At 76.7% G+C, this 16,364-nt stretch carries 13 protein-coding genes and 2 pseudogenes; 8 read left to right on the top strand and 7 right to left on the bottom strand.

What is annotated here, in order from left to right; translation table 11 throughout:
- Nucleotides 1-305 (top strand): annotated as a pseudogene (locus tag NT8_RS21080) (serine hydrolase); the annotation flags it as partial.
- Nucleotides 306-446: 141 nt separating this feature from the next.
- Nucleotides 447-881 carry a hypothetical protein gene (locus NT8_RS21075; RefSeq protein WP_067972445.1) on the top strand — a complete coding sequence of 145 codons (435 nt, stop codon included), beginning with the start codon at nt 447-449 and terminating at the stop codon, nt 879-881.
- A 21-nt stretch (nt 882-902) separates the two neighbouring features.
- Here NT8_RS21075 and NT8_RS21070 read toward each other — a convergent pair whose 3' ends face one another.
- Both NT8_RS21070 and NT8_RS21065 read right to left on the bottom strand, forming a co-directional pair.
- On the bottom strand, nt 903-2,552 hold the full coding sequence (locus NT8_RS21070) for a GAF domain-containing SpoIIE family protein phosphatase (RefSeq protein ID WP_245646261.1): 1,650 nt from the start codon (nt 2,550-2,552) through the stop codon (nt 903-905).
- Nucleotides 2,553-2,833: 281 nt separating this feature from the next.
- On the bottom strand, nt 2,834-4,819 hold the full coding sequence (locus tag NT8_RS21065) for a coiled-coil domain-containing protein (RefSeq protein WP_067972440.1): 1,986 nt from the start codon (nt 4,817-4,819) through the stop codon (nt 2,834-2,836).
- Nucleotides 4,820-5,197: 378 nt separating this feature from the next.
- Here NT8_RS21065 and NT8_RS21060 point away from each other — a divergent pair, with 378 nt between their 5' ends.
- The 5 genes from NT8_RS21060 to NT8_RS21040 all read left to right on the top strand — a co-directional run bounded on the left by NT8_RS21060 (nt 5,198) and on the right by NT8_RS21040 (nt 11,187).
- Entirely contained in the window at nt 5,198-6,892 is a 1,695-nt protein-coding gene (locus NT8_RS21060; RefSeq protein ID WP_067972437.1) for a protein kinase domain-containing protein, read from the top strand.
- A 229-nt stretch (nt 6,893-7,121) separates the two neighbouring features.
- Nucleotides 7,122-9,653 carry a PEP/pyruvate-binding domain-containing protein gene (locus NT8_RS21055; RefSeq protein ID WP_067972452.1) on the top strand — a complete coding sequence of 844 codons (2,532 nt, stop codon included), beginning with the start codon at nt 7,122-7,124 and terminating at the stop codon, nt 9,651-9,653.
- A gap of 99 nt (nt 9,654-9,752) precedes the next feature.
- Nucleotides 9,753-10,091: an ArsR/SmtB family transcription factor gene (locus NT8_RS21050; RefSeq protein ID WP_067972434.1), complete on the top strand. Its 339-nt coding sequence runs from the start codon at nt 9,753-9,755 to the stop codon at nt 10,089-10,091.
- Nucleotides 10,088-10,564, top strand: a complete 477-nt coding sequence (locus tag NT8_RS21045; protein ID WP_067972431.1) for an SRPBCC domain-containing protein — start codon at nt 10,088-10,090, stop codon at nt 10,562-10,564. Before NT8_RS21050 ends, NT8_RS21045 begins: the two co-directional genes overlap by 4 nt.
- A complete protein-coding gene (locus NT8_RS21040; protein WP_067972428.1) occupies nt 10,561-11,187 on the top strand; it encodes a dihydrofolate reductase family protein in 627 nt (208 codons plus the stop codon). The genes NT8_RS21045 and NT8_RS21040 overlap by 4 nt, the downstream gene beginning before the upstream one ends.
- 58 nt (nt 11,188-11,245) lie before the next feature.
- Here the strand turns inward: NT8_RS21040 and NT8_RS21035 are convergent, their stop codons facing one another.
- Entirely contained in the window at nt 11,246-12,508 is a 1,263-nt protein-coding gene (locus NT8_RS21035; RefSeq protein ID WP_067972426.1) for an FAD-dependent oxidoreductase, read from the bottom strand.
- A gap of 64 nt (nt 12,509-12,572) precedes the next feature.
- Complete coding sequence (locus NT8_RS21030) at nt 12,573-13,553, bottom strand: helix-turn-helix transcriptional regulator (protein ID WP_067972424.1); 981 nt, start codon at nt 13,551-13,553, stop codon at nt 12,573-12,575.
- Nucleotides 13,554-13,585: 32 nt separating this feature from the next.
- On the opposite strand from NT8_RS21030, the pseudogene NT8_RS31500 reads away from it, so the two are divergent.
- Nucleotides 13,586-13,951, top strand: a pseudogene (locus NT8_RS31500) (hypothetical protein); the annotation flags it as partial.
- Between the two features lie 175 nt (nt 13,952-14,126).
- On the opposite strand, the gene NT8_RS30990 reads toward NT8_RS31500, so the two are convergent.
- From NT8_RS30990 to NT8_RS21010, 3 genes are all read right to left on the bottom strand, one after another.
- Nucleotides 14,127-14,534, bottom strand: coding sequence for a DUF6157 family protein (locus tag NT8_RS30990; protein ID WP_067972419.1), 408 nt, complete (start codon nt 14,532-14,534; stop codon nt 14,127-14,129).
- 103 nt (nt 14,535-14,637) lie between these two features.
- Nucleotides 14,638-15,402, bottom strand: a complete 765-nt coding sequence (locus tag NT8_RS21015; protein ID WP_067972417.1) for an RNA ligase family protein — start codon at nt 15,400-15,402, stop codon at nt 14,638-14,640.
- A gap of 335 nt (nt 15,403-15,737) precedes the next feature.
- Nucleotides 15,738-16,178 carry a Fur family transcriptional regulator gene (locus NT8_RS21010; protein ID WP_067972414.1) on the bottom strand — a complete coding sequence of 147 codons (441 nt, stop codon included), beginning with the start codon at nt 16,176-16,178 and terminating at the stop codon, nt 15,738-15,740.
- Between the last annotated feature and the right edge of the window lie 186 nt (nt 16,179-16,364).

The raw sequence follows: 16,364 nt of genomic DNA, 5'->3' as shown, positions 1-16,364 counted from the left end.
CCAACCGGATGACGCCGGAGCAGACCGCCGCCCGGACCGCCATGGCCACCGAGAACGTCCACGTGTCGTTCGGCCAGGGCCAGCAGGGCGGCTGGGGCTACGGCATGGCGGTGCGCACCTACCGCGCCGACTACGCGCCCATCGGCCAGTTCGGCTGGGACGGCGGGGCCGGCACCTCCACCTACGCCGACCCGGTCAACGGGCTCACCGGCATCCTGCTCACCCAGGTCGGCATGTCCGTGCCGGACCCGGCGCGGCTCATCAACGACTTCTGGACCACCCTCTACCAGGCGATCGAGGACTGAGCCCGGGCCGGCGGCCGAACGAGTGCCGCTCCCCCACCGCCCCCGCCCCAGGAACACGGGGACGGGGGCGCCGCCGTCCCGGGGGCGGGGCGGCGCCACCCCGCTGGAGCCCCCGCCCGGACGGCGCTACAGTGGCCCACCATGGATCCCGAAAACGTCCGGATCATGATCGCGGCGCTCTCCGGTGCGGCCGTGACGTACGGCTCCCTCAACCTCGCCAGGTCCTACAAGATCCTGAGACTCCTGGACGACGTGGACCACCAGGCCCGGCACCAAGCCGTGCGGGGCGAACAGGCGGAGGCCGCGGCGGACAACCGTTTCGCGGCGCACGACACGCGCCTGGAGCGCATCGGCTGGGACGTCGGCGACCTCAAGCGGCAGGCGACGCGCATCGATCAGACCACCGCCGAAACCGCGCGGGGGGTGGACGGCCTCGAACGCACCGCCAAGGTCACCGAGGCGCTCGCTCGGGCGGGGCGCCCCGCGCAGGGGCCCGCGCGGCACACGCTGCGCGCCGGCCGGCTCCGCGCCGCACGCGAGGGCGTCCGCACCGACCGCACCGGCCGCACCGCCTGACGGCGCCCCGGCAGGTGCCGCTCACCGCGGGATGCGGATGACGAGGAGGGCGACGTCGTCATCGTTGCCGGCCGGACGGGCGCGCCGGAGGAGCTGGTCGGCGAAGACCTCCAACGGGCGGTGGGCCAGCGCGGCCGCGTGGCGGCGCATGTTGTCGAGACCGCTGTCCAGGGACCGGTCGCGGGACTCGATCAGGCCGTCGGTGTAGAGCACGAGCGTCGACCCCGGCGGTAGGCCGACGCGCGCGTCGCTGCGCGGTACCCGGGCGTCCGCGCCGAGCAGGACGCCGTTGCCCTCTTCGAGGTAGTGCGCCACACCCGTGCGGTCGACCAGCAAGGGGGGCGGGTGCCCGGCGCTGGTCCACAGCAGCTCCCACCCGCCCTCGCGGTCCCGCGACAGGCGGGCCAGGATCATGGTGGCCATGAGGACGTCGCTCACGTGCTCCATGGCCTGCGCCAGCCGCTCCACGATGCCGTGCGGGGGCTGCTCCTGCGACCAGGCGTAGGCCCGCAGCATGTTGCGGAGCTGGGCCATGCCCGCCGCGGCCTCCAGGTCGTGCCCGAGGACGTCGCCGACGACCACCGCCGTGTCGCCGCTGGGCAGCGGGAAGGCGTCGTACCAGTCGCCGCCGACGTGGGAGGCGTCCGGCGCGGGCAGGTACCGCGCGGTCATCTCCACCCCCGGCACGTGCGGCAGGTGCGGCAGCAGGTAGCGCTGCATGGTCTCCGCGACCTGGCGCTGGCGCTGGTAGTGGCGCCAGTTCTCCAGCGCGATGCCGATCCGCCGGGCGATGTCCTCCACCACCGCGAGGTCGCCGGCCGTGAACGCCTCGTCGGCGGCCGACCGGCCCAGGGTGAGCGCGCCCACCACTTCGCTCGGCCCCCGGATGGGGACGATGGCGGCGGTCTCGATGCCGGTCACCTCGAACAGCTTCTGCTGCTCCACGGTGATCCCCGTATCGGGCTCGCCCGCGTAGGTCTGCGGACCGACGAGCGTGGAGGTCACCCCGCGCAGGGCCTTGGACAGGGGCATGGTCGACGTCTCGATGACCGGCGGCATGGGGCCCTGCAGCTCTTCGTGCGCGACCAGGCCACCCGGTTCCGCGTGCACCACGAGTTCGCGCGAGACCTCGTCGTGCTCGGTGATCAGGTCGATGACGGCCCAGTCGGCGATCCGGGGCAGCATCAGCCCGACGACCCGCCACAGCGCACTCTGCACATCGATGTTGGAGATGAGCTGCGCGGTCGTGTCGGCCAGCAGCGCCAGCCGCTCCAGCTGCGACAGGGTGCGCGCGCCCGAGGCCGCCGGCCCGGCGTCGCCCTCGGGGCCGACGTCGTGGAAGAAGACGAGCGCGTGCGCGCCCTGGTCGTCCGGTTCGCACGGCAGCCGGAACCAGGAGACGGGCAGCAGGGACCCGTCGCCCCGCTCGAACCACGCCCGTTCGGCGCGCACGGGCCGCCCCGCGGACACCGCCCGGTCGGGGTCGCCCCAGGCCGCCACCCGCCCCTGCCGGTCGCGGTGCAGCGCCTCGCGGGCGTCCCGGCCGATCAGGCCGTCGGCGGCGCGCGCCAGCAGGTGCGCCGCGCGGGTGTTGACCTCGACGATGCGCTCCTCGGCGTCCACGGCGTAGGCGCCCACGCCCAAGCGGTCGAGGGCGGCCTTCAGCCCCACCGGTCGCCGTGGTGTACCGCGTGCCAACGCCATCCCTCGTCTCGCCGCCGAAGCCTGACGCGGGCGCCCGGGGAGCCCCGGCACGCCGGCGCGGGGCCGCGTCCGCGCGGCACCGTGCCCCACCCACGCTACAACCACCGCGAACGCACCCACGCCGACCGGAGCCGGACGTCCGGCCCGGGGTGTCGCCCGGGCCGCCCCTGTCGAGCCGCCACGTGCAGGGCACGGCCGCCGTCGGCGTCCCGGAACCCGCGTTCCGCGAGACTTCCGGGCGTCGTGGGTCAGTAGTCGTCCTCGCCCCGGGGGTGGACCGACTCGTACTCGTCGACGAACGCGTCGATGGGGCGCTGGCCGCCGAGCCCGTCCTGGGGCATGGCCATCGACCGCTCGATGCTGCTGCGGATCAGGTCCTCCCGCGCGGCGGCCAGCTCGTCGCCCTTGAGCGGGCGGCCCTTGGCGTCGCGCAGCCGATCGGGGTGGGCCTCGACGTGGTCGAGGGCCTCGCTGTAGATCTGGCGCATCATCGGGTCGGCGACGTGGGCCGGGGCGATGCCGTCGTTGTCCAGGGCGCGCACCGACGCGAGGTACCCCTCGGTCTGGAAGTTGACCGAGGTCTGGACGTAGATGGACAGGTCGCCGCGGTTCCACTCGTCGCGCTGGCGCCAGTTGATGGCGCGCAGGCCGTCGGCGCGCCGCTCGTAGTAGCCGCGCCCGTCGAGGATCAGCGTGCGGGCGACCGCCGCGGTCAGCTCGGCGTCGCTGTTGTAGAGGGAGCGGTCGACCCGCAGGATCGGACGCCCGCCCTCGCCCACGGTGGCGCGGTCCAGGTAGGGGGCGCCCGTCCCGTTGTAGTCCATCACCGGATCGACCTGGGCCCACTGCTCGCGGAGCGGCTTGGGGCCCGTGGGGCTGGTGACACTGCCGGGGACGTCGTCCAGGCGCTGGACCATCTGGGCCGTCCGGGCGCCGTCGCGGGCGCGGACCAGGGCGAGGTCGGCGGTGTCGGCGGCGTCCTCCAGGAACCGGCGGCGGTCGGGGTCGGTCTCCTTGTCGGCCTGGCGGCGCAGGTCCTCGGCCAGGGTCCGGGCGCGGTCGGCGCGCCGCTCGGCCTTGCGGCTCCGGCCCTCGCGGCCGAACTCCTCGGCCTCGTCGGCGGTGTTCAGCAGTTCCTCCACCTGGGCGGCGACGCGGCGGCCCGTGCGGGTGGCGAAGAAGTCGCGGCGCCGGCGCTCGGTGTCGAGGATGTCGGCCAGGTGGGCGTCGCCGGTGACGCCGAGTTCGGCTGCGAGCCGGTCGGCCGCCCCGCAGTCGCCGCCCGCCGCCAGGTGGAGCGGCGCGGTGGCCATGGGGGTGGGGCCGGTGCCGGCCGGGCGCGCCGGGGCGGCGCTGGGGCAGCCGGCGTGCTCGGCGCGCTCGGCGACGTCGTCGATCTTGTCCTGGGCGGCCGCGATCGCCTCGTCGGCGGCCTCGATGTCCCCGCGCTCCGCCGCCGCCCGCGCCTCGTCCAGGTCGGCGCGCAGGTCGCCGGCGGTGAGCGGGTCGGGCGGGTCGGCGCGGTCGCGGCCGAGGAACTTGAACGCCTTGAGCGCCCCGCCGAGGGCGGCGGGCAGGGCGTAGGCGATGGTCTTGCCGGGCCCGGCCTCGCGCCAGTTCTCGCGGAAGGGCGCGGAGAAGCCCTCCCACATCTGCCCGGCGGTGGTCAGCGGGTTCTGCCGGAAGACCTGGCCGACCGACGACCAGTTCTCCGTGAACCCGGCGTGGGAGCACACGTGCAGCAGGCAGAGCCCCGAGGCGGCCCCGTCCCACAGGTCGCGCACCCCCTGGGCGAACCCGCCGCCGATCTTGCAGGCCACGTCCGCGACCGTCCCGCAGTCCCAGGTGTAGTCTCCCCGGTCCTCGAAGGAGAACCACTCCTCGTCCGCGCCCGGCTCCCACTGGCCCAGATCGCCCCGCCCCTCCTGCGGCGGCGGGGGGCCGGGCAGGTCCTCCAGCGGGACCAGCCAGCCCGCCCCGGTGGGGTCGGCGGCGGCCAGGGGCCGGGGCGCGCCGCCGGTGGCGCCCGCGTCCGACCCGCAGTCGCGGTCGTCCTGAGCGGCCGCGCCGACCGCGCACACCGCGTCGGCGATGCCCTCGGACACGCGCGCGGAGACGCCCGAGCCGATCAGGGCCGCCAGCACGGCGGCCACCAGCAGGACCGTCAGCGCGTACTCGGGGTAGCCCGCGCCGCGATCGGCGGCGGGGCGGGGGACGCGGCGCGAACGGGGCATGGGGGCGGCTTTCCGGGGCCGGTGCGGCGGACGGCGGGGTGGGCGCCGACGCGGGACGCGGGGACGGGGGGACGGGGGGACGGGGTGCACGTAACGTACGCCCCACCGGGGTCGGGCGTCGTGGGCCCCCGGACCCAAGATCACCGGACCTGGGGCACGGGCCCGCCGCGTGCGGTGCCGGGGGCGCGCGCAGGGGCGCTCCGGTCGTGCGCCCCCGGCGCGCCTCGTCCCCGCCCGCGCCCGGCCGGCCGTCGGAGGCGGGCGGGACGGCCACCGCCGGGGTCGGCCGTGGCCGGGGGCGGCGCGGACCACCCGCAGGGGCGCGTTTCTGCCATCATCGGACTCCGTTCGGCGAACCCCCCACGCAGAAGCGGTGCCATGGTGCAGAACCTCAGCGGCGGCGACCCCGCGCACATCGGTCCCTACCGGCTCCACGGGCGGCTCGGAACCGGAGGGATGGGCCACGTGTTCCTGGGCCGCTCCCCCGGCGGGCGGCTGGTCGCGGTCAAGGTGGTGCGCCCCGAACTCGCCGACGACGGCACCTTCCGGCGCCGCTTCGCGGCCGAGGCCGCCGCAGCGCGGCGGGTGGGCGGGTTCTACACCGCGCAGGTGGTCGACGCCGACCCCGACGGCGACCCGCCGTGGCTGGCCACCGCCTACATCCCGGGCCCCTCCCTGCACCAGGCGGTGGCCGACCACGGCCCGCTGCCGCCGGGGTCGGTGGCGGTGCTCGGCGCCGGGCTGGCCGAGGGGCTCGCGGCGGTGCACGCGTGCGGCGTGGTGCACCGCGACCTCAAGCCGGCCAACGTCATCCTCGCCGAGGACGGGCCCCGGCTCATCGACTTCGGCATCGCCCGCGCCCTGGACACGACCTCCCACACCCGCACCGCCACCGTCCTGGGCACCGCCGCGTTCATGTCGCCCGAACAGGCCCGCGCGGAGCGGGTCGGGCCGGCCTCCGACGTGTTCTCCCTGGGCTGCGTGCTGGCCCACGCCGCCACCGGCCGCAGCCCGTTCGGCGACGGCCCCGTCCACGCCGTGGTCTACCGGGTGGTGCACACCGCCCCCGACCTGGCCGGGCTGCCCGAGCCGCTGGCCGGCCTGGTCGGGGCGTGCCTGGCGAAGGACCCCGCTGCCCGGCCCGCCCTGGCGGACGTGCTGGCCCGCCTCACCGCGCTCGCCGCGACCGGCCCCGGCGCGGGCGGTGGCCGGTGGCTGCCCGACGACCTCACCCAGGTCATCGCCGAGCACCGGACCCTGGCGCTGACCGCCTTCGGGCCGCCGACCGGGGGCGCGGCCCCCGGCGGGCCCGCTCCCCGGACCGCCCCGCCGCACGGTGGGACCGAGGAGGCAGCCGGGGTGACCGGCCCGCTGCTGGCCGAAGAGCGTCGCGGCGCGCGCGGCCGGGGGCCGCTGCACCCGGCCTCGGGGCTGCAGGCGGCCCTCTACGTCCTGCTCGGCCTTCACGTGCTGCTCGCCACCGTCACCGCGACGTACCAGATCACCATCGCCAACGGTCACGCACGATGGGACAGCACGGACCTGTACGACCACCTGATGACCGAGCATGAGATGTACGGCTTCATCCTCTTCTACCCCCAGGTGGCGTTGATCGCGGCGCTGATCGGGGTCTGGCTGCCGTGGTTCCGCCGGGCACGGGACATCGCCGAGCGGTTCGCGCCAGGGCGGCTGCGCTACCGGGCGTCCATGGCCGTGGGCGGGTGGTTCGTCCCGGTGGGCAACCTGTTCCTGCCCAAGCAGATCGCCGACGACGTCTGGCACGCCTCCAGCCCGCCCGGACCGAGCGGTGCGATGGCCCCGGCCGGCCTCCTGCACACCTGGTGGGTGCTGTGGCTCACCACGCTGGTGACCTGGCCGTTCGTCTTCACTCCGTGGCCCGAGTCCATCCGGACGGAGAACATCCCCGGATACGACAGCCTCGACCGGTACGTACTCGACCCCCTCGTCTGGGCCAACCTGGCGGGGCAGCTCCTGGCCGTACCCGCGGCCGTCGTCACCGCCCTGTTCGTGCGCCGGCTGAGCGCTCTACAGGCGGCCCGGCTGCGGGCGTGACCGGAGGCCCGGCACGGGCGCGTCAAGACCGCGTATGAACCGCGCCGGACCCCTGGACCCCGGCGGACCGCGGCGTACATTCGAGGCGGAACGGCCCTGGACATGCCGTGGGCCGGCGGCGCGACCGCCTCCGGACCGCCTCCCGCCCCGCTGCGGCGTCTCGCCCCCCGAGGACGGCGCGGGGCGGACGCGGCGGCCCCGAACGGAGTGAGGGGTGAGTGGCGTGGACATGGTCCTCGACCTGGCGGAGATCGGCCCCGGCATGATCGGCCTCGTCGGCGGCAAGGCCGCCGGCCTGGGCGGCCTGGTGCGGGCGGGCGAGCGCGTCCCGCCCGGGTTCTGCCTGACCACCGAGGCGCACCGGTCGGGCGCCGTCCCCGAACGCGAACTCGCCGACGCCTACGCCCGCCTGGGCGGCGGGCGGGTGGCCGTGCGCTCCAGCGCCACCGCCGAGGACCTGCCCGACGCCAGCTTCGCCGGGCAGCAGGACACCGTTCTCGACGTCGAGGGCGTGCCGGACCTGGTGGCGGCGGTGCGGCGGTGCTGGGCCTCGCTCGACTCCGAGCGGGCCGACGCCTACCGGCGCACCCACGGCATCGACCGCGCCGGGACCTACATGGCGGTCGTGGTGCAGCGCATGGTCGACGCGGAGACCGCCGGCGTGCTGTTCACCGCCGACCCGCTCAGCGGCAGCCGGTCGGTCATGGTCGCCGACGCCGTGCGCGGGCCGGGCACCGGCGTGGTCGACGGCACCGCCGTGCCCGACCACTACACCATGGGGCCGGACGGGGTGGACGGCCCCGGCGACGGCTGCCTGTCCCGCGCCCAGGCGGCGGAGCTGCGCGCGGCGGGCGGGCGCCTGGAGCGGTACTTCGGCGCGCCGCAGGACGTCGAGTGGGCCTACGACGCCGACGGGGTCCTGTGGCTGCTCCAGTCCCGCGCGATCACCACCCTGTTCCCGCTGCCCGACGACGCCCACCTGCCGCGGCCCCGCGCCTACATGGAGATGGGCCACATGCAGGGGCTGCTCCGCCCGATCACCCCCATGGGCCTGTCCGCGCTCAAGCTGACCACGGACGGGTGGATGGGCGCGTACATGCGGACCCGCGGGCCGGGCGGCGCGTGGACCCCCGTGCTCGTCGGCATCGGCGGCCGCCTGTACTGCGACCTCACCGACCTGCTCCGCAGCACGGCGTTCCGGTCGCGCCTGTCGGCGGGGATGGACGTCTACGGACCCCGGGTGAAGGAGGCCGTGGAGTACCTGCTGGCGCAACCGGACTTCTCGCCCGTGCGGTCCATGCCGCTGAGCACCGGCCCGCTGGCGGGGCTGGCGCTGCGGTGGGCGCCGTCCGCGCTGGTCGGCGTCGCCCGCTCGGTGGTGCGGCCCGCGACGGCCCGCCGCAGGGCGCTCGACGGGGTGCGGCGGCTCCGGGCGGAGTCCGCCGACCCGCTGCCCGCCGACGCCCCGGCCCTGGACCGGCTGCGGCTCCTGGAGGGGGACCACTTCAAGGACGTGATGTTCCACGGCCTCGGCGAGCTGATGTGGCCGATGACCACCGGCATCGCCCTCGGCGTGCTCCCCTCGGTGCTGCTGGCGGGCATCGCCGCGCCGGAGGAGGCCGACGCGGTCCTGGGCGGCATGCCGCACAACGTCACCACCGAGATGAACCTGGAGCTGTGGCGCCTGGCGTCCGTGGCGGCCGCGCACCGCGGGCTGTTCCGGGACACCCCGCCCGAGGAGTTGGCGCGGCGCTACCGGGCCGGCGACCTTCCCGACATCGGGATGGCGGGGTTCCTCGCCGTCTATGGGCACCGGGCGGCGGCCGAGGTCGACATCGGCATGCCGCGGTGGGGCGACGACCCGACCCCGCTGTTCGGCGCGATCGCGAACTACCTGCGGCTGGACGACCCCGGGCAGGCGCCCGACCGGCGGTTCGCCCGCGCCGCCGAGCGTGCCGAGGCGGTGATCGCCGAGTTGGACGGGCGCGCGCGCCGGCTCGGTTCGGTCCGCGGCCGCGTGGGGGTCTTCCTGATGCGCCGCTCGCGCGAGCTGACGGGGCTGCGCGAGCTGGCCAAGTACGCCTGGCTCCTCCCCTACCACCAGATGCGGCGGCAGCTGCTGCTGATCGGCGCGGAGCTGGCCGACCGCGGCCTGCTGGAGGACGCCGGCGACGTCATGTTCCTGGACCTGGCCGAGGTGCGGACGGCGGTGGCGGAGGGGGCCGACCACCGGGGGACGGTGGCCCGGCGGCGGGCCGACCACCGGCGCGAGCTGCGCCGCCCGGTGGTGCCCGGCCTGCTGCTGTCGGACGGCACCGACGTGGAGTCGCTGCTCCCCGCCCCGCCGGCGGTGGAGGGCACGATGGCGGGCACGCCCGCCGCGCCGGGGCGGGCCACGGGCCGGGCCCGGGTGGTGCGCGACCCGGCCGGGGCGCACCTGGAGCCGGGCGAGATCCTGGTTGCCCCCACCACCGATCCCGGGTGGACGCCGCTGTTCATGACGGCGGCGGGGCTGGTGACCGAGACGGGGTCGCCGATCGCGCACGGCCCGACGGTGGCGCGCGAGTACGGCATCCCGGCGGTGATCTGCCTGCGGGACGCCACCCGGCGCATCCGCGACGGCGACCTCATCACCATCGACGGGACGGCCGGCACGGTGCGCCCGGAGCCCGGCGGCGACGCGGACGGCGGGGCGGACGGCGCGGCGCCGGCGGACGCGGACGCCCTGGAGCCGGACGCCGCGCCCACCATCGGCCCCTGACGGTCGGCGCCGGCCCGCGGGCCGGCCCGCTCCCCGCCACGGCCCGACACGGACACTTTGCCCTTGCGCTGAGTGTCTCGACGGACAATACTTAGCCACATGGCACAGTATTCGGCGGAGGTCGACGGAGTGTTCGCCGCCCTGGCCGACCCGACGCGGCGCGGCGTCGTCCGGCGCCTCGGCCGCGGCCCGACGAGCGTGGGCGAGCTCGCCCGCGAGTTCCCGATGACCCTCCCGTCCTTCATGAAGCACGTGCGGACGCTGGAGACCCACGGCCTGATCCGCACGGTCAAGACGGGACGGGTGCGCACCTGCGTGCTCAACCGCGACCGGCTCGCCCTGGTCGAGGACTGGCTCGCGGAGCAGCACCGCGTCTGGGCGGACCGGACCGACCGGCTCGACCACCTCGTCACCCGTCTCGAAGAGGAGCAGCAGTGAACCCCGAGCTCGACCTGTCCGTGGAGCGGATCATCCGCGCCCCCCGTGCCGCCGTGTGGCGGGCGTGGACCGATCCGTCCCTCTTCGAGCGGTGGTGGATCCCGGCTCCGACCGTGTGCCGCGTGGACCGCCTGGACGTCCGCCCCGGCGGGGGCCTGGTGACCCGGATGAGCGACGACGGCGCGGAGTTCGTCCCGCACCTCGACGCCTGCTTCCTCGTGGTCGAGGAGCCCGACCGCATCGTGTTCACCAACGCCGTCGACAGCGCCTGGCGCCCCGCCGTCCCCGCCCCGGTCCCCATGACCGCCGAGGTCGTCCTGCGCGACCATCCGGACGGCACGGACTACCGGATCACCGTCCGCCACGGCGACCCGGCCGCCCGCGCCCGCCACGCGGCGCTCGGCTTCGCCGACGGCTGGGGCTCGGTCACCGACCAGCTCGCCCGGTGCGCGGAGAGCGGGGCCGCGCGATGAAGGTCGCCCTGACGCAGTTCGTCACGCTCGACGGCGTCAGCCAGGGCCCCGGTTCGCCCACCGAGGACACCAGCGGGGGCTTCACCCGGGGCGGGTGGCTGGTGCCCTACCTGGACGCGGCCTTCGTCCGGCGGACGTCCGCGTGGCTGGACCTCGCCGGCGGCCTGCTGCTGGGGCGGCGCACCTACGAGGCGTTCGCCCGGGACTGGCCGCAGATCACCGACCCGGACGACCCGTTCACCGAGCGGATGAACGCCCTGCCCAAGTACGTGGTGTCCGCGACCCTCACCGAGGGGACCTGGAACCCGACGACCGTGCTGCGCGGCAACCCGGTCGCGGCCGTCGCGGAGCTGAAGGCGCGGCCCGGGCGGGAACTCCAGATCCACGGCAGCGCCCGGCTCGGCGGCGCCCTGCTCGCGGCGGGCCTGGTCGACACGCTCCGGCTGGCCGTCGCCCCGACCGTGGCCGGGTCGGGGCGGCGGCTGCTCGACCACCCCGGCGTGCCCGTCGGGCTCCGGGTCACCGCCCACGAGGTCACCGGGAAGGGCGTGCTGCTCATCGAGTACGCGACCACGGGCGACGCGCCGGTGGCGGCCTACGAGGGCGCCGCCGACCTCGGCTGACACTGCGCGGGCGCCGGCCCTCCGGCGCCCGCCGCGGGTCGGCGGGCGCGGCGCGCCCTCACCCGTCCGCCGCGGCGGTCCGGCGCCCGCGCAGCGCGGCGGCCCCCGCGAGGAGCGGGAGGGCGGCCCGGGTGAGCGGCGCCCCCAGGCGCGTGTCGGTGGCGAGCACCCCGTGGACGGTCCGCAGGGCGAGTGCGACGACGGCGGCCCCGCGCTCGCGCATGTCGGCCTCGAAGTCGCCGACCGCGACCGCCGCGGCCTTGCGGCCCGCGCGGACCTCCACGATCTCGCGCACCAGGCGCGCGGCGTCGCGGATGGCGGCGCCCGCGCCCATGCCCGCGGTCGGCGGGGTGGCGTGGACCGCGTCGCCGAGCGCGGTGGCGGTACCGGCCGGCCACGGCGCCATCCGCCGGGGGTCGGTCGTGGCGGCGTTGAACCGGTAGTAGGCGACGTCCTCCGCCTCGGAGCGCTCGACGACGTCCAGCGGGCGGGGGCCCCACCCGCGCCGCCGCAGCAGGTCGAGGGTGGCGTCCCGGAGTCGCGGGCCGGGCAGCGCGCGGGGCGCGCTCGGCCCGGCCGCCTCGGGGAACATCGCGCCCCAGATGTAGGTCGGGCCGGTCGTCACGGACGCGCGCAGGTGCGGCGCGTCGAGCACGGCGCGGCCGACGGGGTCGAGGAAGCCGACGTACAGCGCCGTCCCGTACGGGCCGACCGCCAGGCCCGAGCGGGGCCCGAGGCGCCGCAGCCCGTCCGCGTCGAGGCGGTCGGCCGGGGTGCGGCCGGAGACGCCGACGAGTCCGGTGGCGCGGTGGGTGGGGCCGCCGGCGAGGCGCCGCGCGACGACCGAGTGGGCGCCGTCCGCGCCGACGAGCAGGTCCCCGTCGGCGGAGGCGCCGTCCTGGAACGCGGCCGTGACCGTGCCGTCGGGGCCGCGTTCGAAGCCGGTGCAGGTGCGGCCCAGGGTGAGGCTGTCACCGGCGGCCTCGGCGAGCAGCAGGCGGAGGGTGATCCGGTCGACGTCGACGCTCGCGTCGTTGCCCTTCACCCGGCCCTGGCCGAGTTCCCGGCCGAGGTGGTCCCAGAAGACGTCCGGCTCGCGCAGCCGCACGGCCGAGGCCGACGCCAGCAGCCGCTCCAGGACGTCCGGCGCGACCAGCTCGGCCAGCGCCGCCTGGGCGTTCCCGTCGAGGGTGATGTGGTAGCCGCCCGTCGCGGACAGGTCCGTGTCGCGCTCGTGGACGGCGACGTCGACGCCGTGCCGCCGCAGTCCCGCTGCCAGCGCGAGCCCGCCGATGCCGCCGCCGATGACGATGACGCGCATGTGCGCCCCTCTCTCGTGGTCCGATGCGGGGAGGATGGCACCGCAGGCGGACACCGGATGGCCGCTACCGTGCGCCGTCGCCGAGGGGGATCCGCTCCAGTCGGCCGCGCACGGTGGCGAAGGCGCGGCGCAGCTCGGCCGGTTCCACGTCGGTCATCTCGGCCCCGAAGGTGATGAACAGCCCGGCGAGCCCGGCCCAGGACCAGGCGCCCATCACCACGCGGCACGCGTGCGCGGAGACCGCGTCCACGACGGCGCCCCCGGGCACGAACTCGGCGGCCGTGGCCGCCGGCAGGCGGAGCACGGCGGAGCCCGTGCAGGGCCAGTCCGCCGCCCGGTCGCCCCGGTCGGCCGTCCGCTTCACCAGGCCCACCGCGCCGCCGGGGGGCAGGGGGCGGTCGGCGAAGGGGACGTTGGTCGTCCGCGCGTCGCGGACGCGGTCCAGGCGCAGGACCCGCCAGCGGTCGGCGGCGGGGTCGTGGGCGGCGAGGTACCAGCGCGCCGCCCACACCACGAGGTGGTGGGGTTCGACCCGCAGCGCGGCGGGTTCCCCGGCGCCGTCCCGGTAGACCAGCCGGACGACCAGCCGCCGCCGGACCGCCGACCCGACCTCGCGCACGAGCCCGGCGTCGATCGGGTCGGCCGGGAACTCCCACAGGTTGGGCACCGCCGTGAACGTGAAGGCGTCGGCGTCGGCGCGCAGCCGCCGGGGCAGCACTTGGCGCACCGTCGCCAGCGCCCGCCGGCCGGACTCCTCGATCCCGCGCAGGACGGCGGAGGTGGCCTGCAGGGACACCGCGATCGCCACCGCCTGGTCCTCGTCCAGGACGAGCGGCGGGAGCGCGCCGCCGGCCCCGATGCGGTACCCGCCTCCGGTCCCCTTGACGGGTTCGATGGCGTAGCCGAGTTCGCGCAGCATGTCGATGTCGCGGCGGACCGTGCGCCCGGAGACGCCCAGGCGCTCCGCGAGGTCCCGGCCGGAGAGGGTCTCGCCCGTTCCGATGAGCGAGAGCAGGCGCAGTGCGCGCGCCGAAGTGGTCGCCATGCGGGCATTCTGCCGAAGGTTTCACCTCAAGAATGGTCGAGGTCGTAGCTTCGGCCCATGGACACCACGACCCCCACCGCCACCCCCGCTGCCACTGCCACTGCCACCGACGAGCAGCGCATCCGCGCCCTGGTGGCGCGCTCCGAGGAGGCGCAGTTCGACGCCGCCGTCCTGCCGGAGCTGCACACCGCCGAGACCGTGATCGTCAACTCCGGCGGCCGCCGCCTCTTCGGGCGCGACGCCTTCTCGCGGCCATGGCGCAGGCGCTCGCCTCCCCGCTCAAGGACGTCCGGACCGCGCTGGAGGTCCACGACATCCGGTTCGCCACCCCGGACGTCGCGGTCGTGAGCCCGACCAAGACCGTCCACGACGAGCGGCCCGACGCCGACGGGGACGCGCTGCCCACCACCGGCGCCATGACCTACGTCCTGGCCCGCCGGGACGGGGACTGGCGCATCGCCCTGGCCCAGACCACCCCGATCCGCCGAGCCGCCCGGCCCCGGGCCGCGCCGCCGCCCCGGGCGCTCCGCCGAGTCCGGGCGCTCCGCCGGTCCGGGCGTCTGCGGTGCGCCGCTAGCCGCGCGCGGCGCGGCGTGAGCGCATGGCGCGGAGCTGCTTCAGCGCCGGGTCGGCGGCGAGTTCCCGGTACCGCTCGGACTCGACCGCCACGAGGGCGACGCGGCCCTCGGCGTCGTGGTGGATACCCCACCCGTGGCGCTTGGCCAGCGGGGAGGCCCGCAGGCACGCCCGGCTCCGGGCGAAGAAGCGGTCGCGCTCGGCCGCCCGCTCGGCGTCGGGCACCGCGTTGCGGATCGCGTGCACCTCGAACAGGAGGTCGTCGGAGGTCAGGGCGTAGGGGCGGGCGGAGACCAGCCCGTATTCGAGGGCGGCGACGGTGCCCGCGCGCGCCGGTACCTCGGCGGACTCCACCGGGCAGTCCTCGGCGACGCGGATGAAGGTGTCGACGTAGTTCGTTGTCACACCCCCAGTCTGCGCGGCGCCGAGCGGGCGGCGCGCCCCGGGGGCCGTCGTCGGACGGCGCCCCGGGACACCACCGGCGCGGCCGGGGGCGGTGCCGGTCGGGTCAGCGCCGCGCGGCGGCCTTGAGGGTGCGGCGGTAGTCCTGGAAGCGGGCCTTGGCGATGGTGGAGCGGTCCGCCGTGCGCAGGACGATGCCCTCCGGGGCGCCGCCCGCCGTGTCGTCCAGGCCGACGCGCGTCGCGGGCAGGCGCTCGGCGAGCAGGTCGCTCATCTCCTGGACGCCGGTGGGCAGCAGGGCGGCGTCGACCTCGCCCAGGCGCGGCACGAGGTCCAGCCCGGCGCCGCGCGCGGCGGCCGCGAGGGCGTCCTCGGAGAGGAACCGCTGGCCGCCCTCCTCGCGCCAGGCGGAGATGCGGACGCGCGGCCACGTCAGGACGTCCGCGTCGACATCGGCGACGTCGAACAGCCGGTGGGAGACCGCCCCGGTCCCGCTGTACTGCCGGCTCGCCCCGCCGATCCGGCCGCCGTAGACCTCCAGGTAGTGGACGCGGACGCCGGTGTCGGGGGCGGGGAGGGTGTCGGCGACGGCGCGCAGCGCGTCCACGATGCCCAGCGCCGGATTGGCGATGACGTCGCCCCGGGCGTACAGCAGCTCCTCGCGGGAGCCGATGACGTAGGCGCCACCGGGCAGGACGGCGATCCGCGCGTTCGTGCCGTCGACCTTCTCGGTGAGGTGGACGGTGCCCGAGAACGGGACGGCGTCCTCGGTCAGCCGGCCCTTCTCACCGAGCGCGTGGTAGGTGGGGATGCTCGGATACTTGGTGGCGCTGTTGAGGGCGTCGAGGTCGATGCTGCGCAGGTCGGTCACGGCGTCTCCTCCCAGGGGGTGTCGGGGGGGGTGGTGGACGTGCAGGCTACGGGGACCCGCCCGCCCGGCGCACGCGGTTTTCCGGGCCCCGGAGGCCGCCCCGGGCCGCCGGCCACCGGCCGCGCGGCCCCCGACGCGACGGACCCCCGTGTCCCATCCCACGGCCCCCACTCCCCCGGCGGGCGGTGCGCCGATCAGGTCGAACGGCCGGACCACGCCGGACCTCGCGGATCGGCGTGCGGGCGCCGCCCAGGGCCGCCGCTGTGCCGGCCTGCGCAGCAGGCGCAGTAGGGGCGAGGCCGCTCGCTGATCCGGAAGCCCCCGAAGAGCACGCCCTAGGGAACCGGGTCCCCGGCGGTGTCCTCGGCTCCGGGGGTCCGCACGGGGGCGTCCTGGCAGGACGGGCAGATGCCGGAGAGGTCGAAGGCGTATTCGACGGCCGTGTAGCCGCCCGCCGTGCCGATGCGGGTGGCGAGTTCGGCCGCCGCCCGGGTCTCGGTGACCTCGGTGACGCCGCCGCAGGACCGGCAGAGCAGGTGGTGGTGGCGCGCCGAGGTGGCGCACAGGCGGTACAGGCGCTCGCCGTCGGCGGTGTGCCCGGTGTCGAGCACGCCGTCGCCGGCCAGCCGGCGCAGCGCCCGGTAGACCGTCGACAGGCTCGGGACGCGGCCGGCGCCGTCGGCGGCGGCGGTGAGCGCGTCGTGGACCTCCTGCGCGCTGCGGAAGCCGGGGTCGCGGCGCAGTACGGCCAGCACCGCGCCGTTGTACCTCGCCATGTGCCGTCTCTCCTCACCGGAACGGGTCGGCGGCGCGCCGTCCGGCCCTCCGGCGCCGCACCGCCTCTCGCGGAATGATTATCATTTTTGCACGCTTGCGCCACCGCCACCGCCACCGCCCGCACGCCCCGACGGGGGCCCCCGGTCCCCCCTCGGCGCACCCCGGCCGCCGCCGTCCGCGCGGCC

This window comes from Nocardiopsis trehalosi NBRC 14201, from assembly GCF_001552555.1.
Lineage (GTDB): Bacteria > Actinomycetota > Actinomycetes > Streptosporangiales > Streptosporangiaceae > Nocardiopsis_B > Nocardiopsis_B trehalosi.
This window is presented reverse-complemented; position numbering and strand designations above follow the sequence as displayed.